This is a genomic window from Paenarthrobacter sp. JL.01a (assembly GCF_025452095.1).
Lineage (GTDB): Bacteria > Actinomycetota > Actinomycetes > Actinomycetales > Micrococcaceae > Arthrobacter.
In genome coordinates this window covers 3,815,200-3,841,074 of the sequence record NZ_CP104877.1, presented here as the reverse complement: position 1 = coordinate 3,841,074, position 25,875 = coordinate 3,815,200, and the positions used below count along the sequence as shown (strand labels likewise).

Here is a 25,875-nt window from a genome sequence, read left to right as displayed (position 1 = left end):
GGCTCTCGGCGCCGCTTGGGGAAATTACACATTCATGGCGATACCGCTATGAATGTGCAATCTCGCGGGGGGCCGCCTCACGCCGCCAGCAGCGCCAGATAGTTGTCTAGCTGGCCCTCGAGGTCCTGCGAAAAATGCTCTGCAGGCGATAGCGCTGCAACGATCTGAGCGCCCAGCATCATGTTGAGCAGGTGGTCGGCGACGGCGGCATCCTCCAGTGGGGTGGTAATCTCGCCGGCCGCCCGGGCTGCCGCGGCATGGGCGGTGATGGTGGTGTGCCACTGGTTCATGGATTCGCTGTGCAGGGCGGCCATGTCGGCATCGTTGAGTGCCTTTTGCCAGAAGGGGATCACGATGCGCGCTTCGTTGACGCGTTCCTCGTCCAGCGGAAGGACCTCGGCGCAGAAGGCGCGCAGGGCCGCCAGTCCTGACAACCCTTCCGTCACGACTGTGATGCGCTGGTTGGTCCGGTTGAATACGTGCCCAAACGCGGACGTGAGCAGCAGGTCCTTGGTGGGGAAGTAGGGCTTGAGGGCGCCGTTTGCGAAGCCTGCCTCTTCGGCGATTTCCCGCATGGTGGCGCCTTCCATGCCAAGCCTCGCGATGATCCGCCAGGTGGCGTCCACCAGTTCGAGGCGTCGTTGATCGTGGTCCACAATCTTTGGCACGGGCGGGGCTCCTGGAAATTTCTTGCGGAAAGGTCTTGTGACCCATCTTACGTTTTGGTTATTCTCTACAACTATAGAAAATAAATCCTGACCGTCACAGGTCCCGGACCAGAGGCAGCCATGACGCCCACAGCAACTGAAAGTTCCACCCAGTACGGCCTTGCCACCGCCGAAGAAATCGTCACGGTCCAGGGCATCCTGCAGGCTGCGGGACACCTCCGCGACGTACACCGCATCGCCTACCTGGGCCTGGTGGATCCATCGCGCAGCGCCGAGGAACACGACCGGCGGTTCCGGGTGTTCATCCATGACATCTCCGGCGGCGCTCCCACCGATGTCCTCGTTTCCGCCACCCGCGGGCAGGTCCTGTCCGCCGTCGAACTTGAAACCAAAGTCTCCGGCGAACTGCCGGTCCTTGAAGAGGAGTTCGAGGTAGTCGAGACGCTACTAGCGACCGACGAGCGCTGGCTCGCCGCCCTGGCCGCCCGAGGCTTGGAGGTGGAAAAAGTCCGTGTGGCTCCCTTGTCCGCCGGCGTGTTCGAGTACGAGGAAGAGCGTGGCCGCCGCATCCTCCGTGGGCTGGCCTTCGTGCAGGACTTCCCTGAAGACAGCGCCTGGGCCCATCCCGTGGACGGACTTGTGGCCTATGTGGACGTAGTCAACAAGGAAGTCACACAGGTCATTGACCTTGAGGTCATGCCGATTCCTGAAGAACACGGAAACTACACCGACCCCCAGCTGACCGGACCGCTCCGCGACACCCAGAAGCCCATCAGCATCACCCAGCCCGAGGGGCCGAGCTTCACCGTCACCGGCGGCAACCACGTGGAGTGGGAGAAGTGGAGCGTGGATGTCGGCTTCGATGTCCGCGAAGGAGTCGTCCTCCACAACCTGGCGTTCCAAGATGGGGACCGCAAGCGGCCCATCATCAACCGGGCCTCCATCGCCGAAATGGTGGTTCCCTACGGCGACCCTTCGCCGATCCGGTCCTGGCAGAACTACTTCGATACCGGCGAATACCTCGTGGGCCAGTACGCCAACTCCCTGGAACTCGGGTGCGATTGCCTGGGGGACATCACCTACCTCAGTCCCGTCATCAGCGATGCGTTCGGCAACCCCCGGGAGATCCGCAACGGCATCTGCATGCACGAGGAAGACTGGGGCATCCTCTCCAAGCACTCGGACCTGTGGACGGGCATCAACTACACCCGCCGCAACCGCCGCCTGGTGATCTCCTTCTTCACCACCATCGGCAACTACGACTACGGCTTCTACTGGTACCTCTACCTGGACGGCACCATCGAGTTCGAAGCCAAGGCGACCGGCGTCGTGTTTACCTCCGCGTTCCCGGAAGGCGGCTCGGACAACATCTCCCAGCTCGCTCCCGGGCTCGGCGCGCCGTTCCACCAGCACCTCTTCAGCGCCCGCCTGGATATGGCGATAGACGGCTTCACCAACAGGGTCGAAGAAGAGGACGTGGTCCGCCAGCCCATGGGACCGGGTAACGAGCGGGGGAACGCGTTCTCCCGCAAGCGCACGGCGCTGACCAAGGAGTCGGAAGGTGTCCGCGAAGCCGACGCCCGCGTTGGACGGACCTGGATCATCTCCAACCCGGAGTCGAAGAACCGCCTGGGCGAACCCGTCGGTTACAAGCTCCACGCCGAGAACCAGCCCACGCTCCTGGCCGACCCTGGCTCCTCCATCGCGAAGCGTGCAGCCTTCGCCACCAAGGACGTGTGGGTCACCCGTTACGCGGACGGGGAACGCTACCCGACGGGCGACTTCGTGAACCAGCACTCCGGCGGCGCAGGCCTTCCCGCGTTTGTGGCACAGGACCGCGACATCGACGGGCAGGACATCGTCGTGTGGCACACCTTCGGCCTGACCCACTTCCCGCGCGTGGAGGACTGGCCGATCATGCCCGTGGACACGGTCGGCTTCAAGCTCCGTCCCGAGGGCTTCTTCGACCGCAGCCCGGTGCTGGACGTGCCCGCGAACACCTCAGGCTCCAGCTGTCACGCGGCTGCCCCTGAATCCGGGCACGGCGAAGCCTCCGGACACTGCCACTAGCCATGGCGATCATCGCAGGACGGGTCCGCCAAGCCGGGCCCGTCCTCCATCCCCGGATCTGCGCGGCCCTCACCGCCATTTCCTGCGCAGTACACCTCTGGCTGGCCGCCTCCGGACACCACGAAGCCTGGGTCGGCGTGCTCATGATCGCCCTCGCGGCCGTGTGCGTTCCGTGCACCATCCACATTTGGCGCCACAGCCGCGTCGGGGCCCTCCACCAGGTCACCGGCTCGGCGCTTGCCATGGTTGCCCTGCACGCTGCGCTGCTGCTCGGCGCGGGCGGTGCCGGACACGCGCACGGCGGCAGGTCGTCGTCGAACGCTGTTGATATAAGCGGAGCCGCGCAACTGCTGCTGGTGATCGGACTGGAAATCACGACGGCGTTGCTCGCCTCCACGCTGGTGGCCCGCCTCAGGCGCTCGCAGGCTCTGGCCGCCTAGATCAGGTGTCCCGGAAATTCGGCAGGATATTGCTCCTCGCAGGCAGTTTCCCTGCTTGTTGGAACCCCTCCGAACACTGTTCAGTGGAACGGTGAACAAAGCTGTCAAAGGTTCAGGTCTGGGTCTCTTCCGTGCAACGGGAATCTACGTGGGCGCAATTCTGGGTTCGGGAGTCTTGGTGTTGCCCGCCATCGCCGCACAAGTGGCCGGACCGGCGTCGATATTGGCGTGGGGCTTGCTCCTTGTGTTCTGCACTCCTGTGGCGTTCAGCTTCGCCGAAATGTCCAGGCAACAGCCCGACGCCGGGGGCATCGCAACGTTTGTGACGAGGGCCTTTGGCCAGCGGGCGTCAGTGGTGGCCGGCTACCTGTTCTACTTCGCCATTCCCTTCGGCGCGCCCGCGACCGCGGTGATCGGCGGGGAGTACATCGCGCACGCCATGGGAGGTGGCCGGGAGACGGCCCTGATTGCCGCGGGGCTTATCCTTGCGGCCGGTTTTCTGAGCAACGCGGTGGGAATCAGGGTCTCCAGCAAACTGCAGCTGCTCCTGATGGTCTTGTTGGTGGCGTTGCTTGCCTTCGCTGTTGCCGTGGCCGCACCCTATGCCCGGCCTGAGAACTTTGAGCCGTTCGCCCCGCATGGCTATTGGGCTGTGGGAGGTGCGGCCAGCTTGTTGTTCTTCTGCTTCGCCGGATGGGAAGCCGTCACGCACCTGGCCGGCGAGTTCCGCAACCCCGAGCGCGACCTGAAGCGGGCAACCTGGCTGACGCTCGTCGTCGTCGGTGTGGTGTACATCGGGCTCGTGGCTGCGTGCGTAGCTGTTTTGGGGCCTGCGCTGGCAGGCAGCAACGTGCCGGTTGCCGAGTTGCTGGCCAAAGGGCTCGGCCCCGCGGCAGCACCGGTGACCGCTGTCGCGGCGGCTGTCCTGACGTTCGGTCCGTTGAATACTTTCGTCGCCGGTGCCAGCAAGCTCGGTGCCAGGTTGGCGTCCGACGGCGTGCTGCCGCGGGCATTGGCGCGTGGCGCCGGGCCGGGGGAGGTCCCCTCGGTGAGTCTCGGCGTCCTGGGAGTGATGGCGTCAATTTCCTTTGTTCTGGCTGCGACCGGGCTGCTGAGCATGGAGTTCCAGATCGGCGCGGCCTCGGCGTGCTTCACCGCGGTGACGGCCTTTGGCTTGGCAGCCGGAGTGGTCCTGCTCCGCCGCGGAACTCCGGCGTGGTACGGCGTGATCGTGGCGGCTGTGGTGATGCTGGTGGTGCTCGTGTTCAGTGGATGGGCGCTGCTCGTCCCGGCAGGCCTGGGGGTGGCCGCCCTGGTTGCCGGGCGAGTTCGCGGGAAGCGTGCCACTTCGCAGGGAAGTTTCCCGGCGAACCCGCAGCCTTCCCGCGAACTCGTGGCTAGGAACGGGAGACCCTCGTAAGTTTGTCCGGATTGGACAGTTGCCGCAGCCCCCGGATACTTCCATCCGGGGCAGCGTCCACCTCGATGACGTCGGCGCGGCCGTTGTGCCTGAGCACCAAAGCCGCTCCACCGTTGATCTCCACAACCCAGGCCCGGATCGGCTCCACGGGATCGAAGGCCACCGCCTTGCCAAGGATGGCTGCAAAGAATCGCGCGATCCTCGAGGCCCCGAACAGCGGGTTCATCGCGCTCTTGACCTTGCCGCCGCCATCGGCCCACAGCACGGCGTCGCGGTGGAGCATCGAAACCACCGTGTTGATCTCACCCTGCTCGATGGCCTGGACGAGCTTGTCCAGCACGGCCCGGTCCTTGGCCCGGGGAGCGGGTGCATCGGGGTCGATGTCCAGGCGGCGTTCGGCCCGCGAAATCAGCTGGCGAACGGCGGCCGGCGTCTTATCCAGGATGTCCGCGATCTCCGGCGCGGTCATTCCGAAGGCGCGGTGGAGGACCAACGCCGCCCGCGCCTCCGGTGCCAGTTGCTCGGCCAGATGCAGCAGGGTCAAGGACAGCAGTTCGCGGTTGGCCACTGCTTCCTCGGGCAATTGCGCGGTGTCCACGGGCTCAGGCAGCCATGGTCCGGTGTAGTCTTCCCGGACCGCGGCGAGCTGGCGCACACGGTCGATGGAACGGCGCACGCACACGGTGGTCAGCCACGCCGGCCAGGAGACCACGCGGCCGCCGTCGATGTTCCGTTCCTGCCGTACGGCGTCGATCGCAACCTCGGAGACCACGTCCTCGGCATGGCCGAAGTCGCCCAGCATCCGGTAGGCAATCCCCAACAGGCGGTTCCGTTCGCTCTGCCACGCCACAGTGGCCGAGACTGCAAGAGTCATGCTGCCCACGTTACCGTTCAGACCAGCGGATTCTTCTCATCCACCTGCGGTTCCATCTGCGTGCTGATGGCGATCCTGTTCCAGACATTGATGGTGGAGATCGCCAGGACCAAGCCGCCCATCTGGCCGTCGTCGAAATGCGTCGCGGCAGCATTCCAGATCTCGTCGGTCACCGTGTCGGGTCCCAACTGGGTCAAGGCATCGGTGAGGGCAAGGACGGCCTGCTCGCGGGCGTCGAAGAACACTTTCGAGTGCTGCCAGGCGGCCACGGCATGCAGTTTGCGGGCCGGAATGCCACGCTTCCGGCCGTCTGTCGCGTGCATGTCCACGCAGAATCCGCAGCCGTTGAGGATCGAGGCACGGAGCTTGATCAGCTCGTACAGATCGGGATCCACAGCGGTGCGGGCGTAACCTTCCAGGCCAATGACGGCAGCGTAGCCGAGTTTGTTGCTGCGACCGATGTTGATGCGGGTCATGCTGACTTCCCTTCAGAGTTTTTGCGTTACATCAGTGATGTCGGAAGCAGCAGCGAAAGTGTGACAGTGCCGGCCGATTGTTAGAGTCAGTCCGTGCGTGCAGTTGTTTTTGATGAGGTCCGGACCCAGCCCGAGGTAAGGGAGGTCGTCAAGCCCGGCGCCCCTGTTGGGGGTGTGGTGGTGAAGGTGCTGGCCACGGGCATGTGCCGCAGCGACTGGCATGCCTGGGCCGGCCACGACGACATAGCCGTGCCCCACGTGCCTGGCCACGAACTCGCCGGCGTCATCGACGCCGTGGGCGAAGGCGTCCGGAACTGGAAGATCGGCGACCGCGTCACTGTGCCCTTCGTCTGCGGCTGCGGCACCTGCGAATGGTGCCTCGCCGGCGACGCGCAGGTCTGCCCGGAGCAGCAGCAACCAGGCTTCACCCACTGGGGATCGTTCGCCGAGTACGTTGCCCTGCACGCCGCCGACAGCAACCTTGTTGCCCTCCCGGACAACGTTGAATTTACGACGGCGGCAAGCCTCGGCTGCCGCTTCGCAACGGCCTACCGCGCTTTGGCTGCCCGGGCGCAGGTGAAGACCGGGGAATGGGTCACTGTGGTGGGGGCGGGTGGCGTCGGGCTGAGCGCAGTGATGATCGCCAAGGCCATGGGCGCCAGGGTCATCGCCGTGGACCGGAACCCGGAGGCGTTGGCTGTGGCTGCGCGTTTGGGTGCCGAACACACTGTGGTGGCTGACGGTACGGACATTCCGGAAGCGGTGTCCCAGCTGACTGATGGTGGCAGCCACGTGGCGATTGACGCCGTCGGAAGTGAACAGACCTGTGTCGACGCGATCCTCAGCCTTCGACGGCGGGGACGGCACGTCCAAATCGGCTTGTTGCCCTCGATCGACGGATACCCCCAGGTTCCCATGGCCCGGGTGATCGGCTGGGAGCTCGACGTGCTGGGCAGTCACGGCATGGCCGCCGTGGACTATCCGGGAATGATGGCGCTCATTGAGCAGGGGGCGCTCCAGCCGCAGCTGCTTATTGAACGCACCATTGGCTTGGAGGACGCCGCAGAGCTCCTGCCCGGCTTCGACAAGGCCAATCCGGCGGGCATGACCATGATTGACCCGGCGCTCTAGTTCCAGAGTGGGCTGGTCGCGTCAGGAGGCGGCGACTCCACCGAGGATGAGTTCAACCACGTCCCCGGCCAAGGCCCGGATGCCCTCCGCGTGCTGCTTCTCCTGCTCGCGGTACCAGACATCGACGGCGTTGAGGCTGCTCAGGAGAACACGGGTGGCCAGGGGTGGGTCGACCTTCCGGAGTGAGCCGTCGGTGACGCCTTCTTCCACCACGCGCCGGAACAGGAGCTCGTAGTCCTTCCTGAGCTGGTTGAGATTCACCAGGGCTTCACGTTGACCCACCGTTAGCGACTCCGAAGACTGGTCCCGCACCCCTTGATGCACCACGTGGTGGTAGTCCACGTCCTCCATCAGGTTGATCACGTGGGCAGTCGCCATGCGCTTGAGCCGCTCAAGCCCGGATCCGGGTGAATCAGCCAGGGGCTCCACGACTGCCTTCACCTTGTGCATCCCGAGCTCGTACGCGGCCAGGAAGATATCGAACTTTGATCTGAAGTGATAGTAGACCAGGCCCTTGGTGGCCCCCACGGCCAAGGCGATGTCGTCGATCGTCGTCTTCGCAAATCCCCTGCGCGCGAACGCCGCAGCGGCTGCATCCAGGACGCGCGCCCTGATGCCGGGGTCGGCGTCGGCAGTATTGGTCACTTGTCCTCCATCAGGCGTTGGTCCCAAAACATCATGCCATCGCTTCTCCCTGGTCCCTTGACGACGCTGTGATCTCCACAACATAATACTGAGTAGTATGTTGGCGAAACAAAGGAGACATCTGTGGGCATCGACTTCCGCGGGCAAGTAGCGATCATCACCGGAGCCGGCGCTGGACTGGGGCGGGCACACGCTTTGGCGCTGGCGGAGCGGGGGGTCAAGGTTGCCATTAACGACGTCGGCGGGCCGGCAGGCGACTCAGGCAACCAGTCCGCTGCCGCCGGGGTGGCGCGGGAGATCCAGGATGCCGGCGGCGAGGCCATGGTGGTGCTGTGCGACGTTTCGGACGAACAAGCTGTTGCCGCGATGGTTGCCCAGGTCATCGACACCTGGGGGCGCGTGGACATCCTCATCAACAACGCAGGCATCCTGCGGGACAAGTCCTTCGCGAAGTCGGACCTCCGGGCATTCCGCACAGTAGTTGATGTCCATCTGATGGGGTCGGTGAACTGCTCCCACGCGGTCTGGCCACACATGGTCGAGCAGGGGTACGGGCGGATCCTCATGACTACGTCGGCTTCCGGTATTTACGGCAACTTCGGCCAGGCCAACTACGGCGCGGCCAAATCGGCTGTTGTCGGGCTGATGAACGTGCTGGCAATCGAGGGCGAGCGAAAAGGCATCCGGGTCAACTCCCTGGCACCCACCGCAGCGACGCAAATGACCGAGGACCTCCTTGAACCCCGGGAGCTTGCATTGTTGGCGCCCGAGTCGGTGTCTCCTGGTGCAGTGTTCATGGTGTCGCCGGAGGCCCCCACCAAGACAATCCTGGCAGCGGGCGCGGGAGTGTTCGCCGTCGCCCGGATGGAAGAGTCGGCAGGCGTCTACCTTCCGGAGGATAAGCGAACGCCCGAGCAGCTTGCCCTCGAGTGGTCGCGGGTCAGTGACATGTCCGGTTCCGTGCTCACGAACAGCGCTTTCGACCAGACGCGCCGGTACATCGCCATCGCGCAACGTGACGACGTTGCCGAGGCCGCGCTGTGAGGGAGGCAGTTGTCGTTTCGACGGCGAGAACGCCCATTGGCCGTGCGTACAAGGGAACGCTGGGTGCCACTACCGGTCCCGGGCTGGCCGCCCACGCAATCGCGGCCGCCGTCGAACGGGCCGGCGTGCAGCCCGAAGAGATCGAAGACGTCGTGCTCGGCTGTGCCATGCAGGAAGGCACCACGGGATTCAACGTTGCCCGGCAATCCGTGCTCCGTGCCGGGCTCCCCGATTCCGTACCGGCCATGACCATTGACAGGCAGTGCGCCTCAGGGCTGATGGCCGTGGCAACAGCGGCCAAGCAGATCGTTGCGGACGGTATGTCGATTGCGGTTGGGGGCGGCGTTGAGTCCATTTCGCTGGTCCAGAACGAGCACCAGAACCGTTACTTGGCCCAGGATCCGTGGTTGCTGGAGCGCCGCCCGTCGATGTATCTGTCCATGCTTGAGACGGCGGAAATCGTCGCGGAGCGCTACGGGATCGGCCGGGATGCACAAGACAGGTTCGCGCTGCTGTCGCAGCAACGCACCGCCCAAGCGCAGGCGGCAGGACTTTTCGACGACGAGATCGTCCCGTTCATCGTGCCGGGAAACGGGCAGGAGAGTGACGCAGGGAATGAGACCACCTTGGCCCGCGACGAGGGCAACCGCCCCTCCACCACCAAGGAGGGATTGGCGTCCCTGCGACCGGTTCTTGCCGATGGCCAGGCATCCCGCTCGTCGACGGTCACGGCCGGAAACGCCTCCCAGCTTTCCGACGGCGCTTCAGCCCTGGTGCTCATGGAGGCCGATCTCGCGCACCGCCGGGGAATTGAACCCCTCGGCATCTACCGCGGCATGGCGGTGGCTGGTTGCGAGCCCGGCGAAATGGGCATCGGGCCAGTCTTCGCGGTTCCCAAACTGCTGCGGGAACACGGGCTGCGGGTGGAGGACATCGACCTGTGGGAACTCAATGAAGCGTTTGCCTCACAGACCCTGTATTGCCGCGACCGGCTGGGGATCGACCCGGACCGGATGAACGTCAATGGTGGGGACATCTCCATCGGCCACCCCTACGGAATGACCGGCGCCCGGATGGTGGGCCATGCCCTCCTGGAGGGCCGCCGCAGAGGCGCGCGCTACGCCGTCGTGACCATGTGCGTCGGCGGCGGAATGGGAGCCGCCGGTCTGTTCGAAGTCTGCTGACCTCCCACCCTTTCAAGGCACAATCCAAGACCACTCCGAGCGAGGATCAAGGCACCATGACCGAACCATCTCTGCGTACCGACGTCGTTCACGCAAGAGCTACCCGCAAAGCACTGTTGAAGTTGATTCCATTGCTCTGCGTTGTGTACTTCATGTCCTACGTGGACAGGACCAACGTTTCCCTCGCCAAAACCCACCTTGAGGCGGATATAGGACTCAGCGCCGCCGCCTACGGGCTGGGCGCCGGCATCTTCTTCATCAGCTACGCGTTCCTCGAAGTCCCGAGCAACCTGATCATGTACCGGGTTGGGCCGCGGGCCTGGATCACCAGGATCGCGTTGACCTGGGGTGCAATTTCCGCCCTCATGATGTTTGTGCAGGGAGAAGCATCGTTCTACATCCTGCGGTTCATTCTGGGTGCCGCGGAGGCCGGGCTGTTTCCCGCGTTGGCCTACATGGTGACTGTGTGGTTCGCACAGAATCAGCGTGCCAGCGTCATGGGATTCATTTACCTCGCACCGACAATCGCCCTCATCATCGGCGGCCCCGCGGGCGGAGCCCTGATGGAGCTGGACTCCCTGTTCGGCCTGCACGGTTGGCAATGGATGTTCATGATCGAGGGCCTGCTCACGATGGTGGTCGGCGTGGTTGTGTGGTTCAACTTGCCGTCGACACCCCAGCAAGCCCGCTGGCTGACCGCGGACGAAGCCGACAGCCTGTCCCGTCATGCCGGTAAGCCGGACGAGCACGACCACCGCATCCGGGGGAACCTGCGCAGGGCCTTTGGCCGTCCTTTCATTGTGATCATTGCCCTTGTCTACTTCCTGAACCAGGTAAGCAGCGTTGGATTGGTGTTCAACATTCCGGCGATCATTGAATCCATGCACGTGAAGAGCCCGTTCATGATCGGGTTGATCTCCGGAAGCGTCGGGATCGGCGCGACGATCGGCGTCCTGCTCATCCCAAGGCTGTTCCGACGTTCGAACAAAGAGGCTGCCTGGGTCGGCTTCATGGCGCTGGGTACCCTCGCCACAGCTGTTGCCTACGTCCTCGTTGAGCCCCCGGTGGCCAGAGTGGTGCTCATCGCGCTCGGAGCCGTCTTCATCTTCGGTACATTGCCGGTGTTTTGGTCCATCGCGATGGCCCGTATGTCCGGGATTGTGGCCGCTGCCGGCCTGGCGTTCATCAATACGATCGGACTGATTGGAGGATTCGTCGGTCCCTATCTCTTCGGAGTGGCCGAGACGGCGACAGGGGATCCGGCGACCGGTTTCTTCATCATCATTGCCGCATCCGGGATCTCCGTAGCCCTTACCCCGGTTCTCACGTGGGCGCTGAAGCGCGAGGACCGTGGCTCGGCGATCACGGTCGATCCGGACGGGGAGCGTGGCGCGCTGTCATCCCACGGGCTCATGGATTCACGGCAGGAAGGCTGACACGATGCACGGACTTATGCAGGACCATCCCCTTGCCACGCCCATGCTGGTGGACCGACTCGAAGGAGCATTCGCCAACAAGACGGCGGTCACGGCCGGGTTCGATGACCGGCGGTCTGCGAACTACGGCGAAGTGGCGCAGCGGATCAGGAAGCTGGCCGGTGCCCTGGACACATTGGGCGTGCCGGCATCGGCCCGGGTTGCCACCCTCGGATGGAACACCCAGCGCCATTTTGAGTTGTACCTGGCGGTGCCCAGTTCGGGAAGGGTGCTGCATACGATCAACCATCGACTGGCGCCCGCCGACATTCAGTACATCATCAACGATGCCGCGGACGACGTCCTCTTCGTGGACCGCTCCTTGCTCGATGTCCTCTGGCCGATCGCGGACAAGCTGCCCACGCTTCGGCACATCGTGGTCATGGATGACTGTGACAAGCCGTCTGTGCCCGGCGACCCTCGCATCCTGGACTACGAATCGATCCTTGAGCAGGCGCGTGGCGTAAAGGCTTTTGATGTCCCGGACGAACGAACAGCCGCCGCACTCTGCTACACGTCAGGAACAACAGGCCGCCCCAAGGGGGTGCTGTACGACCACCGCTCCATCATCCTGCATGCAATGTCCCTGCTGTTCGCTGATGTCTTTGCCCTCGGCGAGGGCGATGTCGTGATGCCGATCGTTCCCATGTTCCACGCGAACGCGTGGGGCCTTCCCTATGCCGCTGCCTTGTGCGGGGCATCCCTGGTCCTGCCGGGCCGGGCCACGGCGCCGGAAAAGCTGGCCGGACTTATGGAACAGGAGCAGGTTACGGTGTCGGCCGCCGTGACCACGGTCTGGAAGAGCCTGCTGCCGCATCTGCAGGGGCGGGACCTGTCCAAGCTGCGGCGCCTGGCCAACGGTGGAAGTCCGCTGCCCGTCGAGTTGGCCCGCCAGTATCTTGAGGAACTGAATGTGCCGTTGGTGGGAACCTGGGGGATGACGGAGGCAAGCCCTCTGCTTACCTCTTCGCGGACACCAGCCAAAGGGGAGTGGCCCGCCGGGGACGAAACGGGAGACAAGGCACTTGCCCTGATGTGCGCTCCGGGCTATCCCAGTCCCTTGGTCAAGCTCCGCGTCGAGCGGCCGGACGGAACCTTTGCCCCACACGACGGCAAGGAAACGGGGGAGCTGCAAGTGTGCGGAGCCACGGTCGCCGGAGGATACTTCGGTGCATCGGACGGCTCGGAGGCTTTTACTTCCGATGGATGGCTGAAGACCGGCGATGTGGGGACCATCGATCCGGACGGCTGCGTCCATGTGGTGGACCGCCTCAAGGACCTGATCAAGTCCGGCGGAGAATGGATCGGCTCAACGGAGTTGGAGAACGCCATACTCAGCCACCCCGAGGTGTGGGAGGCCGCCGTCGTCGCTGTTCCTGACGAGAAGTGGGGCGAGCGGCCGGTGGCCTACATTGCTCCCCGGCAGAACGCCGTCCTCACCGCAGAATCCGTGCAGTCGCATCTCGAGGGCAAGGTAGCCAAGTGGTGGATCCCGGAACGGGTGGTCATCATTGCCGAGATCCCCAAGACATCAACCGGGAAGATCGCCAAGAAGGCGCTGCGGGAGTCGGCCGCTGATACAGGGGGACTGTAGGCCTTGTGAGTCAGTCCTCCGTCGGGCGGTTCCGGTACGCGGCGAGGAAGTGCGAGATCCGGCGTACGGCTTCCTCGATGTCCCCAACTGCAGGGAGGATCACGAAACGGAAGTGGTCCGGAGTGGGCCAGTTGAAGGCCGTTCCGTGGGACACCAGGATTTTCTGTTCCTGCAAGAGCTGGAGGACGAATTTCTCATCCGATGCGATGGGGTAGATCTCCGGATCAAGGCGCGGGAAAAGGTACATCGCCCCGGCTGCCGGTACGCAGGACACGCCAGGAATCGCGGTGAGCAGCTTCCATGCGAGATCACGCTGCTCCCGCAACCGGCCGCCCGGGGCGATGAGGGCCTCAATGCTCTGGTAACCGCCCAGGCAGGTTTGGATCGCGTGCTGCGCGGGCACATTGGCGCACAACCGTAGCGAGGCCAGCAGTTCCAAGGACTCACGGTAGGCGGCAGTGGCAGCCAATGGACCCGTCACCGCAACCCAGCCCGCGCGGTAACCGGGCATCCGGTAGGCCTTGGACAAGCCGCTGAACGTGAGCACGCAGACGTCGTCCGCGACGGAGGCCGTGTGGATGTGCGGGGCATCGACGTAGCGGATCTTCTCGTAGATCTCGTCGGAGAAGAGCACCAGATCGTACTTCCGGGCGAGGGCCGCGAACTGTTCCACAATGTGCCGGGGATAAACGGCGCCAGTGGGGTTGTTGGGATTGATGATCACGATTCCGCGGGTGCGGGGGGTGATTTTGGCTTCGACGTCGGCCATGTCCGGCCACCAGTTTTCGTCCTCGTCACAGAGATAGTGCACGGGCTTGCCGCCCGTGAGGGTCACAGCGGCGGTCCACAAGGGGTAGTCCGGCGCAGGGATAAGGATCTCGTCTCCGTTTTCCATGAATGCCTGCAGGGTCATGGAAATCAGCTCGCTGACACCGTTGCCGATGAAGATGTCCTCGACGCCGATGTTCATCAGTCCGCGGGTCTGGTAGTACTGCGAGATCGCCGTGCGTGCGGAGAAGATTCCCTTGGAATCGCTGTACCCCTGCGCCCCCCGGATGTGGTGGATCATGTCCACCACCACAGACTCAGGCGCCTCCAGCCCGAACGGTGCCGTGTCCCCAAGGTTCATCTTCAAAATGCGGTGGCCTTCGGCTTCCATGGCCTTGGCTGCCTGAAGGATGGGGCCGCGGAGTTCGTACCGGACGTTCTGTAGTTTGCTGGAGTGCTGCATGGGACGCATGGTTGATCTTTTCATGGCATGGGCACCGGCGGGCAAACCATTCCGGAAAGTGATCCCCTAAACCCAACGGATAATGACTGGGAGGCTGCGGGTGGTCGCCGATACTTCCCGTTCCGTGCCGCCCACTGCCACGGCAAAATGCTGAAGGTCGTCAGCAGAGGCCAGCACTTCGAAGTGCCCGGTGGCATCGCTCACGACGGCGACGGCCGAGGAATGCGCATGGATGTAGGCGTCCGGGATCCCCTTGTTGTGCGCGTCGACCAATCGCCCGCGGATCCTACGGCCGGCATTGGCGTTCCCGGCAACCGGCTCACGGAAGGGAGGATCCGAGGGTTCCTCAAAGGGGAGTGCCACCGGAACGCGGACCATGAACCCCAGTCCCTGTTGGATGGCATTGGAGTACTCTTCAAGCCGGAACTCCCCATTGGACACCACTGAGTAGTGCGTGTGGAGCTCAACCGCCAGGAGGAGCTGCTCCATGTTGTCCAGCTGCTCCGGTCCATGGCATTCCACGGCCACCCTCAATTCGAGGTCCAGGACAGGTCCATCCCGCCGGGACCTTCCCACCCGGGTAAGGGCGACGGCGCGGACCGTAACAGGAGCGTCAGGTGGCGGAACAACGGCAGTGGGGGACCCGTCGTCGTACCTTACGTGCTGGGGAGCGACGGCGTCGGAAAGTACCCCCAGAAGGTCGGACAGCGACGCATGCACATGGCCCACGGCAGAACCCCAGCCGGACAAAAATCCACAACTACAACTGGAACAAGGCTACTCCCGCAATTCCGTGTAGTCACTGGGATCCAGGGGTAGGGATGAACCCATAAACCCATCGAGGCGACATCAGCCAGGGGCTAAGCCGTTGCCTGGTCCGCTTGCCGGGCGGCCTGCCGCCACCATGCCACGGTAACTGCGGCTGCCTGCGGAAGTGGAGTCGGTTCGAGTCCCAGGAGTCGCTGGCTTTCGGCGGAATCCATGATGAACGGCTTCTCGAACTGGTACAGCAGTTCGGCCAGTTCCCGCATGTCCGTGGAAAACACCCCGGCTGTCCGCAGCACCCAGCCAGGCACGGCGCCCACCTTCGGCGCAGCAACGCCGGCGGCTGAGGCGTACGCTGCTGCCATATCGCGCTGGGTGATGGCAGGACCTGTGGGCGCGTGCAGCACGGTATTCCAAAGTTCGGGCTTCCCGGCTGCAGCGATCATGGCGGCGGCCAGATCGGGGACATAGGTAAACGAATGCGGCTGGCGCGAGCTCCCGATGACCTGCACGGCCTTACCGGCCAGGAGTGGCGTGACCATGCGCTCGCCGGCGTGGGCCATCTTCACGAGCGGGCCGTAGAAGTCCCCTGCCACTACGCTCACGGTGTTCGCCGCGTGTGCCTGGCGCGCGTTCAACAGGGCGGTCCGGATGCCGCGTTTACCGCCGCTGGCAGCCCGCGGCCCGGCCTCCGTCATGACCCGGTCCGGCTCGCTGTACGAATACAGGCTTTCAGGAAAGACGACGACGGCGCCCGCGGCTGCCGCTGCATCCATCACCACTTGCTCGGCCTGGGGGAGTTCGGCGGCCCACGCTGCGGCGCGGTAGGCCGATCCGTGGATGCAGTGGAATACTGCCGATGCTCCTGCCACGGCTTCGTTGAGCTGCGCGGGATTTGAGGCGTCCACCCGCTTCCTTTCCACGAGGGGATGTTCCGGGCCGTTGCCTGAGCGGGTCAGCACCCGGACCTGGTGGCCTTGCTCCGCGAGTTGTTCAGCAATGGTGTATCCGACAGGTCCTGCTCCGGTGACAACGTACATGGTGGCCTTTTTCGTGGTTGGGATTCTTTGGCTGAAAGCAATGAGAGAGCACTGCTCTCTCATTCAGAATGGCGACTATCCATCTGAATGTCAAGAGCACTGCTCTCGAATGTTGACAGCGCTCTCTCTTGTGGCAAGCTGTAGCCATGTCTGCCGCAAAAGCCTCCAATGCCAAAGCTGCCACTCCGCGCGAACGTGCCCGCGCCCAAACGCTGGTGGATATCGTCAGGATTGGTCGGGAGCACTTGGCTGTCCATGGAGCTGCTGCCCTGTCCTTGCGGGCCGTGGCGAGGGATCTAGGCGTCGTATCTTCTGCGGTCTACCGCTATGTCCAGAACCGCGACGAACTCCTCACGCTCTTGCTGATCGACGGCTACAACGAGCTCGGCGACCAGGTGGACGCAGCCGTGGCAGCCGTCCCGGAGGCGGACTTCCCCGGGCAATTCAGGGCTCTGGGCCGTGCCGTCCGGCAGTGGGCGATCCGGGAGCCTGCCAGCTACGCCCTCCTCTTCGGCAGTCCCGTGCCCGGATACCAGGCTCCCGGGGAGCGCACCACCGTCCCTGGAACCCGGGTGATTTTCCGATTGGTGGGCATCTTCGACGCAGCCCAGCGGGCCGGGGCGCTCAACGCGGAGGTGGGTCCCGGCGTCGTGATTCCTCCGGCGCTGGCCGCGGACCTGGACGCCATCCGCTCCGAACTGAACCTTGAGGTCCCGGAATCGTCCCTCGCACGCGGCGTGCTCGCGTGGACCTCCATTTTTGGCGCGATCAGCTTCGAAGTTTTCGGCCAGTACGGTCCGGACACCTTCAAGGCCCGCGACGAGTTGTTTGAGCATCAGCTGGCAGTGCTCGAGGGTGTGGCCGGGCTCTAAGGCGGGAGCGCTAGAGTATTCGGATGGTTCGGGGATTGGCGGATATTGGTGCGGAGGGCGTCCTGCTGGCAGGTGCGGGACGCGCGATTCTCCTGCAAATCGCCAACCCCCGCGTGGGGCACGGCGTGGCGGAGCACAGCAATTTCGCCGAGCGTCCCATGGACAGGCTCCGCGCCACCATGACCTACGTCTATGCGGTGGTTTACGGCTCCGAGGAACAAGTGAAGGCCGTCCGCCGAGCCGTCAACCGTGCCCACGCGCCGGTTCGCCGGGGAGCCGATGAATCGTCCGCAGGCTACAGCGCGTTCGACGCCGAATCCCAGCTGTGGGTGGTCGCCACCTTGTACGAGACCGCCGTCACCGTTTACGAGCAGGTCCATGGGACGCTCGACGACGACGCCGCCGACCGCATCTATCGCGAGTACGCGCGGATCGGGACTGCCCTGCAGCTTCCGGCCAGCTTGTGGCCGCCGGATCGGCCCGCCTTCGCTGAATATTGGGATGCTCAAGTCGCCGCGCTGCAGCCGGACGCCAAGGCGTTGGGCGTTGCGCGGGACTTGCTCCACCCCTCAGGTGGCCCGCAGCTGCTGCGACTGGCCATGCCGCTGGCACGATTCCTGACGGCCGGCCTGCTGCCCGATCATGTGCGGGACGCCTACGGCCTTGAGTGGAGCGCCGGGCATGAGCGCCGCTTCAACAGGATCATGAGGACCGTGGGGCGTGTCTACCCGCGGCTGCCGCAGCGCGTGCGGCACTGGCCCCGGGACTACTACTTGAGGCAGCTTGCTGTGGACAGGGGGGCGCCACATGCGTAATTCCACATCGGTGGAGCAGGCTATCGACCAGGCTGCGCACCGCTACCTGGACCGCTCCGGGGGAAAGCTCCGAGGGCAGCTCACCGAGTTTGTGGTTTTCGGCCTGAAACAGGCGTGGGCGTGCGTATTCGGTGCTTTGCTGCTGGTGGTGATCATCGGAGTCCGGCTCTGGTATCCCGCTGACGCTGGTTTGGCCAGCAACGATTTCCTGACCATCGCCGCCGTCGTCATCCAGGTCCTGATGATCTGCTTCAAACTCGAGACCCTGCGCGAGCTCCGGGTGATCCTGCTCTTCCATGTGGTGGGGACCGTGATGGAGCTGTTCAAGACGGACGTCGGCTCCTGGGCCTACGACGCTGAAGGGGTGCTCCGGATCGGCGCCGTGCCGCTGTTCAGTGGATTCATGTACGCCGCCGTGGGTTCGTATATGGTCCGGGTGTTCAGGCTGTTCGATCTCCGCTTTGACCGCTACCCTCGACGCTGGATCACTGCCCTTGTTGCCGGTGCGATCTACGTCAACTTCTTCTCGCACCACTACATCCTTGACCTTCGCTGGGTGCTGCTGGCCGCCGTCGTGCTTGTCTACGGCCGGTGCGTGATGCACTTCAGGGTGTTCCGGAAGCGGTTCCGCATGCCGATCCTGGTGTCGTTCCTGCTGGTGGCGCTGTTCATCTGGTTTGCGGAGAACATCGGCACGTGGTCGCGTGCGTGGCTGTATCCGAACCAGCTGGCGGGCTGGCAGGCGGTGTCCATTGACAAGCTCCTGGCATGGTTCCTGCTGATGATTATCTCCGTGGTACTGGTGGCATGGGTGTACAAACCGGAGCCCTTGGAACAGTTCACCGTGAGCGAAAAGGGTGATGAAATCCCTGCAAACACAGGGAAGTAGTCGGTCTGGTGGACAAGGTTGAGCGCACTCGACTCAACTTTGGATTGACATCTTTCCGAGGCTGAGTACAGTTGAGTGCAGAACGCTCAACTAGCCGATTGTTGAGCAGGCTCCCGAACCAGCAAGACCGCACCAGCGGACCCTTGCGGGCCGGATGCAATCATCAACATCGGTCATTGAAAGGAAGCAAGATATGTCACGTGCAGTAGGTATCGACCTCGGAACCACCAACTCCGTGGTCTCTGTTCTTGAAGGTGGCGAGCCCACCGTCATCGCCAACGCCGAAGGCGGCCGCACCACGCCGTCCGTCGTCGCGTTCTCCAAGTCCGGCGAGGTTCTGGTTGGCGAGATCGCCAAGCGCCAGGCCGTCAACAACATCGATCGCACCATCGCCTCGGTCAAGCGCCACATGGGCACCGACTGGACCGTCGCCATCGATGACAAGAAGTACACGCCGCAGGAAATTTCCGCGCGTATCCTTATGAAGCTTAAGAACGACGCCGAGAGCTACTTGGGCGAAAAGGTCACCGACGCTGTGATCACCGTTCCGGCTTACTTCAACGACGCCGAGCGCCAGTCCACTAAGGAAGCCGGCGAAATCGCAGGCCTCAACGTCCTGCGCATCGTCAACGAGCCCACCGCGGCCGCACTGGCCTACGGTCTGGACAAGGGCAAGGAAGACGAACTCATCCTGGTCTTCGATCTCGGTGGCGGTACCTTCGACGTCTCCCTCCTCGAGGTTGGCAAGGACGAAGACAACTTCTCCACCATCCAGGTCCGCGCAACCGCCGGTGACAACCGCCTCGGTGGCGACGACTGGGACAACCGCATCGTTGAATGGCTCCTGAGCCAGCTCAAGGTCAAGGGCATCGACCTCTCCAAGGACAAGATCGCCCTCCAGCGTCTCCGCGAGGCTGCTGAGCAGGCCAAGAAGGAACTCTCCTCCTCGACCAGCACCAACATCTCCCTCCAGTACCTCTCCGTCACCCCCGACGGCCCGGTCCACCTGGATGAGCAGCTGACCCGTGCCAAGTTCCAGGACCTCACCAAGGACCTGCTGGACCGCACCAAGAAGCCGTTCCACGACGTCATTGCTGAAGCCGGCATCAAGGTTTCCGACATCGACCACATCGTCCTCGTCGGTGGCTCCACCCGTATGCCTGCTGTCTCCGAGCTCGTCAAGGAACTCGCTGGCGGCAAGGAACCCAACAAGGGCGTCAACCCGGATGAAGTTGTGGCCGTTGGTGCTGCACTGCAGGCCGGTGTCCTGAAGGGTGAGCGCAAGGACGTTCTCCTCATCGACGTCACGCCGCTGTCCCTCGGTATCGAAACCAAGGGTGGTGTCATGACGCACCTCATCGAGCGCAACACGGCCATCCCGACCAAGCGTTCCGAGACCTTCACGACCGCCGACGACAACCAGCCGTCCGTGGCCATCCAGGTCTTCCAGGGCGAGCGCGAATTCACCCGCGACAACAAGCCGCTGGGCACGTTCGAACTGACGGGCATCGCTCCGGCACCTCGTGGTGTTCCGCAGGTTGAGGTCACGTTCGACATCGACGCCAACGGTATCGTCCACGTGTCCGCCAAGGACAAGGGCACCGGCAAGGAACAGTCCATGACCATCACCGGTGGCACGGCACTGTCCAAGGACGACATCGACCGCATGGTCCGCGAAGCCGAAGAGCACGCTGCAGAGGACAAGGCCCGCCGCGAAGCTACGGACACCCGTAACTCCGCTGAACAGCTCGCCTATTCGGTAGAGAAGCTGATCGCCGACAACGACGACAAGCTGCCTGAAGAGGTCAAGACTGAGGTCAAGGCCGACGTCGACGCCCTCAAGTCCGCGCTGGAAGGCACCGACGACGCAGCCGTGAAGACGGCGTTCGAGAAGCTCCAGGCTTCCCAGACCAAGCTCGGCGAGGCCATCTACTCGCAGGCCTCCGCAGCTGACGCTCCGGGTGCCGGTGCTGAAGGCGCTCCCGCCGGTGACAAGGCTGCCAACGACGAAGACATCGTTGACGCCGAAATCATCGACGAAGACGAAGCGAAGAAGTAGCCATGCCTCATCACGGCAACGAAGCAGAGCACTCTGACGAACGCGGCGCCAACGAGGGATCAGGCCAGCAGAAGCCGGTTATCCGGGACAACCGCAAGGTTGACCCGGAGACCGGGGCCGCCCGCCACCCCCACGGCGAAGCGGGCGCCGAAGGCAACGCTGCTCCGACAGACGGCGACGCCCTCTCCCAGGCTGAGGAAATCCTCAACGGGGTAGAGGTGCCGGCTGAAGAGTCGGTAGCCTCAGGTGCGGCAGCCGAAGCCCAGGCAGCGGAGCTCCGCAATGACCTCCTTCGCCTCCAGGCTGAGTACGTCAACTACCGCAAGCGCGTCGAGCGCGACCGCGCCGTAGCAGGGGAGATGGCCGTCATCGGCGTCCTGAACTCCCTGCTCCCGGTACTGGACGACGTCGATGCCGCTCGCCAGCACGGTGACCTCGAAGACGGCCCCTTCGCCGCCATCGCCACCAAGCTGGAGAACGCGCTCAAGACGTACGGACTGGAACGCATCGCGGACACGGGAGTCGAATTCGACCCCACCATCCACGAAGCACTCATCCAGCAGCCCGGTGAAGACATCCAGGTTGACACTGTCAGCCAGGTGCTGCGCTCCGGATACCGCTCAGGCGAGCGTGTCCTCCGTGCAGCCCAGGTGATTGTGGCTGTACCCGCGTAACAACTCATCGAGATGGCAGTTCGTGACAGTGTTTGAAGAGAACATTGGGACGAACTGCCATCTCGTTACCAACGAAAGGAAACGCTCTTGGCCAGCCAGGACTGGGTTGAAAAGGATTTTTACGCGATCCTTGGTGTTGCCAAGGACGCGTCCGACGCTGACATCAAGAAGGCTTACCGCAAGCTTGCCCGGCAGTACCACCCCGATACCAACGCCGGGGATGCTGCTGCGGAGAAGCGGTTCAAGGATATTTCCGAGGCTTACTCGGTGTTGTCGAGTCCCGAGGACCGGCAACAGTATGACGCCATCCGGGCCATGGGTGGCGGTGCGCGGTTCGCTCCGGGCGCCGGACGTGGCGGTGCCGGGGCCAACGGCGGGTTTGAGGACCTGTTCGGTGGCTTGTTCGGCGGCGGCGCAGGCGCACGTCAGCCACAGGGCGGAGGTATTCCGCCGGAGTTTGCTGACCTGTTTGGGGGCGGATTCGGTGGCGGCCCCACCGGCTTCCAACGCGCACCACAGAAGGGTTCGGACCGCACCGCGTCCACCACGATCTCGTTTGCGGGTTCCATCAAAGGCACCACGGTGAGCCTCCGCGAGAGCAACGGGAACGTCATCGACGTCAAGATTCCCGCGGGAATCAAGGACGGGCAGAAGGTACGCCAGCGCGGCAAGGGCAACGTTGGCCCGGCCGGAAACGGCGACCTCATCATCACGGTCAACGTGAAACCCCACGATTTCTTCCAGCGCGACGGCGACAACATCCGCATCCACGTGCCCGTCACGTTCGCGGAAGCGGCGCTCGGCGCCACCATTGAGGTTCCAACGCTCGACGGCGACACCGTCAAGTTGCGTGTCCCGGCGGGCACACCCGCTGGCCGCACTTTGCGGGTGAAGGGCCGCGGCGTGAAGACATCGAAGGGGACCGGCGACCTGCTGGTGACCATCGACGTCGCCGTTCCTCAAAACCTGAACAAGGAAGCTGAAGAAGCTGTGAAGGCGTTCGCTGCAGCCACCTCCGACGCCAATCCGCGTCACGACCTGGCCGCGAAGGCCCGGTTGTAAGGAGAGGGTCATGGCAATCGACGTCAATCAGCCGATCTTCGTCATCTCCGTAGCTGCGGAGCTTGCCGACATGCATCCGCAGACGTTGCGCCAGTACGACCGGCTGGGCATCGTCTCGCCCAGCCGTGCGCCGGGCAAATCCCGGCGATATTCGCAAAACGATGTCAACAAGCTGCGTGAGGTCCAGCGCCTCTCACAGTCCGGCGTGTCCCTTGAGGGCATCAAACGCATCCTGGACCTCGAAAACCAGGTAGCCGCGCTGCAATACCGCGTAGCTGAGCTGACCGAGGAACTGTCGCGGCGCCGGACGCCTGTGGACACCAGGATCTTCGCGGCCGGAGCCGCCGGAGACGTGGTGAGCCTCGCCCGGGGCCAGCGCCCGCGCGGAAGGTCCCAGGCCGTCGTCGTATGGCGTCCGCGGTCGGGGGAAGAACTTTAGGAACGGGAGCTAGTCCCGGGTCCGGTCCCAACTGACCACCACCCGGGCGGCTCCCGATTCCGTGCGCTCCACGTTGGTGACAATCTGCGACTCCCTGGCGCCCATCTCCCGGATCCGGTGCCGATAGTCCTCAACGTGCGCCTGAAGGGACTCTTCGGTCCACTCGCCCGGGCGCATCCTCGTCGAGATTTCTACAGGTTCTTCCCTGGGGAGCGTCTCACTGGGCTGGGGTTCAAGGTCCCGAACCGGTTCAGGTTCGCCGGGCGGCACCAGCATCCTGACTGCGAAGACGCCGCCTGCGATGCCGGCGACAAGTCCTGCGGCGATGAGCCAGAGCGTGCGCCCGCGTGAACGCTTCCTGGGAACGCGGACGGTTTTTACGGGACTGGAAGTGACTGTGGATTTTTTGGCCATGGGAAGACGCAACCTTCCGATCAGTGGTTCGTTGTCCGATTACAGGGAAGAACTCCCACTCAGTCTGCCACTGTATCGCCGTGTCTGTGCGCTACCTTCCACTCGCCGTTCTCGCGGCGGTACACCTGGGTTGCCCTGAGCGTGTAGGTCCGTGGGGTTCCATTCAGCGTGGCTGAGGTGTGCTCCAACCCTGCCGTGTAGGCCATGTCCCCGATGACGTCGTAGGCCTGGAGCTCGAATTCATACGACGTGCAGTCGGAAAAGCTGGCCCCCAGTGCCTCGAAGAGTTCATTCAGTTCCTGCTGCCCGTAGGCATTCTTGAAGGCACCCAGCACGCTGACCGGTTCATTTCGGGACCACAGGGCCCGGCGCGGTGCCGCATCGCCATTATGGAGGGCCAACTCTGCTTTGTACAAAGCCGTCCGGAGCCATGCCAAAAAGTCATCCTTGTCGCTCATGGACCCAGTATGCGCGTGGCGTGGCAGCAGGTGAAGGACAGTCGCGGCAGCGGCTGGAAGGGCAGTGGCTGTGAGGCAGGATCAGGAAGATAATGAAGGCAAGGCACGGCAAGCAGCGTCCGCGCCGATATCTGAGCAGCAGTGCCACAACAACCATGCTGCTCGCGTGGTGAGGAAGATTCCGGTGTCCTTGTCGGATGAAGAGCGCAGGAGCTTGGAGGAGCTGGAGCGGGATCTGGCGGCAACGGATCCGGACCTTGCCCTTGAACTGAAGTCGGGCCGCCTTCGAGGTGCAATGGCCCGGACTACAGGTGGCGTCCTTGCCCTGGTGGGTGGCTTCGTGATGGTGATCGTGGGAATCACCACGCAGCTGGTGATACTGGGCGTGGTCGGATTTCTCTTGGCCAGCACAGGAGCGTATCTGCTTCTGGCCGGATCTTCCTTGCGGCGGCGCATTGGCAGGCGCGGCAGGGATTCTTCGGGCTAGCCAGCAGGCGCTCGCGTTTCAGGGGACGGGTGGCACGGGAGGTTGCACAGGCCCGTCCGCCTTTTTCACGGGATCAGGATCGGCGGAGGGCATCATGGTCCGCCACGCAAGGACGGCGCCGGCGCCGATAAGGGCGGCGAGGAGGGCGATCAGCAAGCCCCGCGGACGGTTTGTCGGTTTCCGGGTCTGGCGGGACAAAGTGCGCGTTGCCCGGCTTACGGCCTTGGCAGCGGTGCGCCGGGCTTCCTTGGCAGTCTTCTTGTTGCCGGTGAGGGTGAGCATCACGCCATGAACCACCGACGGTACATCCGCATGGTTAATCCTGGCCAAGGCCCACCGCACCACGGCATCGGTCTGTGAGCTGGTTCCCTCTGCTGCGTGGTTTACCCATTCCCGGGCAAGATCCTGGGTCGCTGCAAAGATGTTCTGCGGTTTGTACATTGTGCACCCCTATCGGAGTAGATGGCCCCGTGAGCCAGCCTACGCCGTGCTTCCTACAGGCAACAGGCCCGCAGGAGGGCCCCGGAACCTAGTTCCGGATCACGGAGGCCAGCTCCACCGGCTTGTCCAGGCCAGCCCACTGTCCGTTGAGGACAAGCTCGTGGTGAAGTTCCTGTGCCTCGGCCGTGGCAGCTGATGCATCCGCCGCAGCGTCCAGTACACGGATCACCTTCAACCGGAGATCACCGGCATCAATGATTGTCACGCCGCTGCCCGATACCGGCGCCGACGCACTCACGGTGGGCAAACCGCCGTCGAGCGTTCCACTGCCCTTGACGGTAACGCCGCTGGGGCGGGGTTCGGACTCGCCGTCGACCAGCAAGGCTGCCTCTTCCTGGCCGGTGAGGATGGCTGTGGCGAGGGCTTTGACGTAGACCGGGTCGGCGCAGGCGTCGTACACCCAGCGCTTGCCGAGGACCGAGTGTTCCATGGTGCCGATCAGCCATTCGTTGGCGCCGCCCAGCTCGTGGCCCCGGTAGCTAAGGGGAACCTGGTAGATCCGCTCGCCCGCTGCGACAACATGGGTCTCGAGGCCGACCTCGCCTGCGGGATCGTCAAAGCGGTAGGCACCGACGAGTTCAGGGGCGCCGTCCTGGATGAACCACGGCTGCGTGGGCAGGTAGTCAGCGATGAGTTCGAGCTTGGAAGGGGACAGGGTTGCTTTGTGAATGATCGCCATGTCCCCCAGCCTAGGGCAGCCCGCATCCTGTCCCTAAGCAAGCCCGATGCGTGGGCTTGGCCCTGCTCTGTTTACAATCAAAGGGACGTCGACCACTGAGGGAATCATGAAGAAACTCACCACTGTCCTGATTGCTGCCGGGCTGCTTGTCTCAGCCTCCGCCTGTTCAGCACCGCAGCTGACCACCGCACAGACCTGTGACAGGATGGCCGCCGCCGCCGCAGGTTTGACCCAGGAAAACAACAAGACGGCCACGACTCGCGTAGCCAACGCCATCCGCCCCATTGAAGGCGTAGCTTCCGACGAAATGAAGCCGGTGGTGACCTCCATCCTCGATTTCTTCGACGAGCAGGCCAAGGAGAACCCGGACGAGAAGAAGCTGGGTGAACTTACCACCGCATACCAGGAAGCAGGCAGCAAGTACGGCCAGCTCTGCCGCGGCGGCCAGTAACCGCTTACCGTTTCAACG

General features: G+C 63.8%; 28 protein-coding genes. 17 read left to right on the top strand and 11 right to left on the bottom strand.

Annotated elements, in window-relative coordinates:
* Positions 1–77 precede the first annotated feature (77 nt).
* Complete coding sequence (locus N5P29_RS18210; RefSeq protein WP_262276203.1) at positions 78–668, bottom strand: TetR/AcrR family transcriptional regulator; 591 nt, start codon at positions 666–668, stop codon at positions 78–80.
* 120 nt (positions 669–788) lie between these two features.
* Between N5P29_RS18210 and N5P29_RS18205 the strand changes: the two genes are divergently transcribed.
* The 3 genes from N5P29_RS18205 (at position 789) to N5P29_RS18195 (ending at position 4,598) form a co-directional block, all read left to right on the top strand.
* Positions 789–2,738, top strand: a complete 1,950-nt coding sequence (locus N5P29_RS18205) for a primary-amine oxidase (protein ID WP_262276202.1) — start codon at positions 789–791, stop codon at positions 2,736–2,738.
* A 2-nt stretch (positions 2,739–2,740) separates the two neighbouring features.
* Positions 2,741–3,178, top strand: coding sequence for a hypothetical protein (locus tag N5P29_RS18200; protein ID WP_262276201.1), 438 nt, complete (start codon positions 2,741–2,743; stop codon positions 3,176–3,178).
* Positions 3,179–3,269: 91 nt separating this feature from the next.
* Positions 3,270–4,598: an APC family permease gene (locus tag N5P29_RS18195; protein ID WP_262276200.1), complete on the top strand. Its 1,329-nt coding sequence runs from the start codon at positions 3,270–3,272 to the stop codon at positions 4,596–4,598.
* On the opposite strand, the gene N5P29_RS18190 is transcribed toward N5P29_RS18195, so the two are convergent.
* Positions 4,576–5,472 carry a sigma-70 family RNA polymerase sigma factor gene (locus N5P29_RS18190; protein WP_262276199.1) on the bottom strand — a complete coding sequence of 299 codons (897 nt, stop codon included), beginning with the start codon at positions 5,470–5,472 and terminating at the stop codon, positions 4,576–4,578. The genes N5P29_RS18195 and N5P29_RS18190 overlap by 23 nt on opposite strands.
* Before the next feature lie 17 nt (positions 5,473–5,489).
* A complete protein-coding gene (locus N5P29_RS18185; RefSeq protein ID WP_262276198.1) occupies positions 5,490–5,948 on the bottom strand; it encodes a carboxymuconolactone decarboxylase family protein in 459 nt (152 codons plus the stop codon).
* Positions 5,949–6,041: 93 nt separating this feature from the next.
* Between N5P29_RS18185 and N5P29_RS18180 the strand changes: the two genes are divergently transcribed.
* A complete protein-coding gene (locus N5P29_RS18180; RefSeq protein ID WP_262276197.1) occupies positions 6,042–7,079 on the top strand; it encodes a zinc-dependent alcohol dehydrogenase family protein in 1,038 nt (345 codons plus the stop codon).
* Positions 7,080–7,100: 21 nt separating this feature from the next.
* Here N5P29_RS18180 and N5P29_RS18175 read toward each other — a convergent pair whose 3' ends face one another.
* The gene (locus N5P29_RS18175) at positions 7,101–7,724 is read right to left on the bottom strand and encodes a TetR/AcrR family transcriptional regulator (RefSeq protein ID WP_262276196.1); all 624 of its coding nucleotides are present in this window, start codon (positions 7,722–7,724) and stop codon (positions 7,101–7,103) included.
* Between the two features lie 123 nt (positions 7,725–7,847).
* On the opposite strand from N5P29_RS18175, the gene N5P29_RS18170 reads away from it, so the two are divergent.
* From N5P29_RS18170 to N5P29_RS18155, 4 genes are read left to right on the top strand one after another with little or no spacing between them, the layout of a single operon-like run.
* Positions 7,848–8,768 carry an SDR family NAD(P)-dependent oxidoreductase gene (locus N5P29_RS18170; protein ID WP_262276195.1) on the top strand — a complete coding sequence of 307 codons (921 nt, stop codon included), beginning with the start codon at positions 7,848–7,850 and terminating at the stop codon, positions 8,766–8,768.
* On the top strand, positions 8,765–9,952 hold the full coding sequence (locus N5P29_RS18165) for an acetyl-CoA C-acyltransferase (protein ID WP_262276194.1): 1,188 nt from the start codon (positions 8,765–8,767) through the stop codon (positions 9,950–9,952). The genes N5P29_RS18170 and N5P29_RS18165 overlap by 4 nt, the downstream gene beginning before the upstream one ends.
* A gap of 56 nt (positions 9,953–10,008) precedes the next feature.
* Complete coding sequence (locus N5P29_RS18160) at positions 10,009–11,388, top strand: MFS transporter (protein ID WP_262276193.1); 1,380 nt, start codon at positions 10,009–10,011, stop codon at positions 11,386–11,388.
* A gap of 4 nt (positions 11,389–11,392) precedes the next feature.
* A complete protein-coding gene (locus N5P29_RS18155) occupies positions 11,393–13,021 on the top strand; it encodes a long-chain fatty acid--CoA ligase (protein WP_262276192.1) in 1,629 nt (542 codons plus the stop codon).
* Between the two features lie 10 nt (positions 13,022–13,031).
* On the opposite strand, the gene N5P29_RS18150 is transcribed toward N5P29_RS18155, so the two are convergent.
* From N5P29_RS18150 to N5P29_RS18140, 3 genes are all read right to left on the bottom strand, one after another.
* Positions 13,032–14,261 carry a pyridoxal phosphate-dependent aminotransferase gene (locus N5P29_RS18150; protein WP_262276191.1) on the bottom strand — a complete coding sequence of 410 codons (1,230 nt, stop codon included), beginning with the start codon at positions 14,259–14,261 and terminating at the stop codon, positions 13,032–13,034.
* A 57-nt stretch (positions 14,262–14,318) separates the two neighbouring features.
* On the bottom strand, positions 14,319–14,981 hold the full coding sequence (locus N5P29_RS18145) for a hypothetical protein (RefSeq protein ID WP_262276190.1): 663 nt from the start codon (positions 14,979–14,981) through the stop codon (positions 14,319–14,321).
* Between the two features lie 131 nt (positions 14,982–15,112).
* Positions 15,113–16,057 (bottom strand): NAD-dependent epimerase/dehydratase family protein, encoded by a 945-nt coding sequence (locus N5P29_RS18140; RefSeq protein ID WP_262276189.1) that lies wholly within the window; start codon positions 16,055–16,057, stop codon positions 15,113–15,115.
* A 146-nt stretch (positions 16,058–16,203) separates the two neighbouring features.
* Between N5P29_RS18140 and N5P29_RS18135 the strand changes: the two genes are divergently transcribed.
* The 7 genes from N5P29_RS18135 to N5P29_RS18105 all read left to right on the top strand — a co-directional run bounded on the left by N5P29_RS18135 (position 16,204) and on the right by N5P29_RS18105 (position 22,867).
* The gene (locus N5P29_RS18135) at positions 16,204–16,929 is read left to right on the top strand and encodes a TetR/AcrR family transcriptional regulator (RefSeq protein WP_262276188.1); all 726 of its coding nucleotides are present in this window, start codon (positions 16,204–16,206) and stop codon (positions 16,927–16,929) included.
* Between the two features lie 23 nt (positions 16,930–16,952).
* Positions 16,953–17,744, top strand: coding sequence for an oxygenase MpaB family protein (locus N5P29_RS18130; RefSeq protein WP_262276187.1), 792 nt, complete (start codon positions 16,953–16,955; stop codon positions 17,742–17,744).
* The gene (locus tag N5P29_RS18125; protein WP_262276186.1) at positions 17,737–18,633 is read left to right on the top strand and encodes a DUF817 domain-containing protein; all 897 of its coding nucleotides are present in this window, start codon (positions 17,737–17,739) and stop codon (positions 18,631–18,633) included. Before N5P29_RS18130 ends, N5P29_RS18125 begins: the two co-directional genes overlap by 8 nt.
* A 193-nt stretch (positions 18,634–18,826) precedes the next feature.
* On the top strand, positions 18,827–20,692 hold the full coding sequence (dnaK, locus tag N5P29_RS18120; RefSeq protein ID WP_262276185.1) for a molecular chaperone DnaK: 1,866 nt from the start codon (positions 18,827–18,829) through the stop codon (positions 20,690–20,692).
* Between the two features lie 2 nt (positions 20,693–20,694).
* Positions 20,695–21,366, top strand: coding sequence for a nucleotide exchange factor GrpE (locus tag N5P29_RS18115; protein WP_262276184.1), 672 nt, complete (start codon positions 20,695–20,697; stop codon positions 21,364–21,366).
* An 87-nt stretch (positions 21,367–21,453) separates the two neighbouring features.
* Positions 21,454–22,428 carry a DnaJ C-terminal domain-containing protein gene (locus N5P29_RS18110; RefSeq protein WP_144661144.1) on the top strand — a complete coding sequence of 325 codons (975 nt, stop codon included), beginning with the start codon at positions 21,454–21,456 and terminating at the stop codon, positions 22,426–22,428.
* A gap of 10 nt (positions 22,429–22,438) precedes the next feature.
* Positions 22,439–22,867, top strand: coding sequence for a heat shock protein transcriptional repressor HspR (locus N5P29_RS18105; RefSeq protein ID WP_262276183.1), 429 nt, complete (start codon positions 22,439–22,441; stop codon positions 22,865–22,867).
* A gap of 9 nt (positions 22,868–22,876) precedes the next feature.
* On the opposite strand, the gene N5P29_RS18100 is transcribed toward N5P29_RS18105, so the two are convergent.
* Both N5P29_RS18100 and N5P29_RS18095 read right to left on the bottom strand, forming a co-directional pair.
* Positions 22,877–23,281: a hypothetical protein gene (locus N5P29_RS18100; RefSeq protein ID WP_262276182.1), complete on the bottom strand. Its 405-nt coding sequence runs from the start codon at positions 23,279–23,281 to the stop codon at positions 22,877–22,879.
* Positions 23,282–23,340: 59 nt separating this feature from the next.
* Positions 23,341–23,739, bottom strand: coding sequence for a nuclear transport factor 2 family protein (locus tag N5P29_RS18095; RefSeq protein ID WP_262276181.1), 399 nt, complete (start codon positions 23,737–23,739; stop codon positions 23,341–23,343).
* A 166-nt stretch (positions 23,740–23,905) separates the two neighbouring features.
* Between N5P29_RS18095 and N5P29_RS18090 the strand changes: the two genes are divergently transcribed.
* Positions 23,906–24,226, top strand: coding sequence for a DUF3040 domain-containing protein (locus N5P29_RS18090; protein ID WP_262276180.1), 321 nt, complete (start codon positions 23,906–23,908; stop codon positions 24,224–24,226).
* A gap of 18 nt (positions 24,227–24,244) precedes the next feature.
* Here N5P29_RS18090 and N5P29_RS18085 read toward each other — a convergent pair whose 3' ends face one another.
* Together N5P29_RS18085 and N5P29_RS18080 are read right to left on the bottom strand one after the other, a co-directional pair.
* A complete protein-coding gene (locus tag N5P29_RS18085) occupies positions 24,245–24,667 on the bottom strand; it encodes a hypothetical protein (RefSeq protein WP_262276179.1) in 423 nt (140 codons plus the stop codon).
* Positions 24,668–24,755: 88 nt separating this feature from the next.
* Positions 24,756–25,406, bottom strand: a complete 651-nt coding sequence (locus N5P29_RS18080; RefSeq protein WP_262276178.1) for a CG0192-related protein — start codon at positions 25,404–25,406, stop codon at positions 24,756–24,758.
* Between the two features lie 106 nt (positions 25,407–25,512).
* Between N5P29_RS18080 and N5P29_RS18075 the strand changes: the two genes are divergently transcribed.
* Positions 25,513–25,857 carry a hypothetical protein gene (locus tag N5P29_RS18075; RefSeq protein ID WP_144661163.1) on the top strand — a complete coding sequence of 115 codons (345 nt, stop codon included), beginning with the start codon at positions 25,513–25,515 and terminating at the stop codon, positions 25,855–25,857.
* The last annotated feature ends 18 nt before the right edge of the window (positions 25,858–25,875 follow it).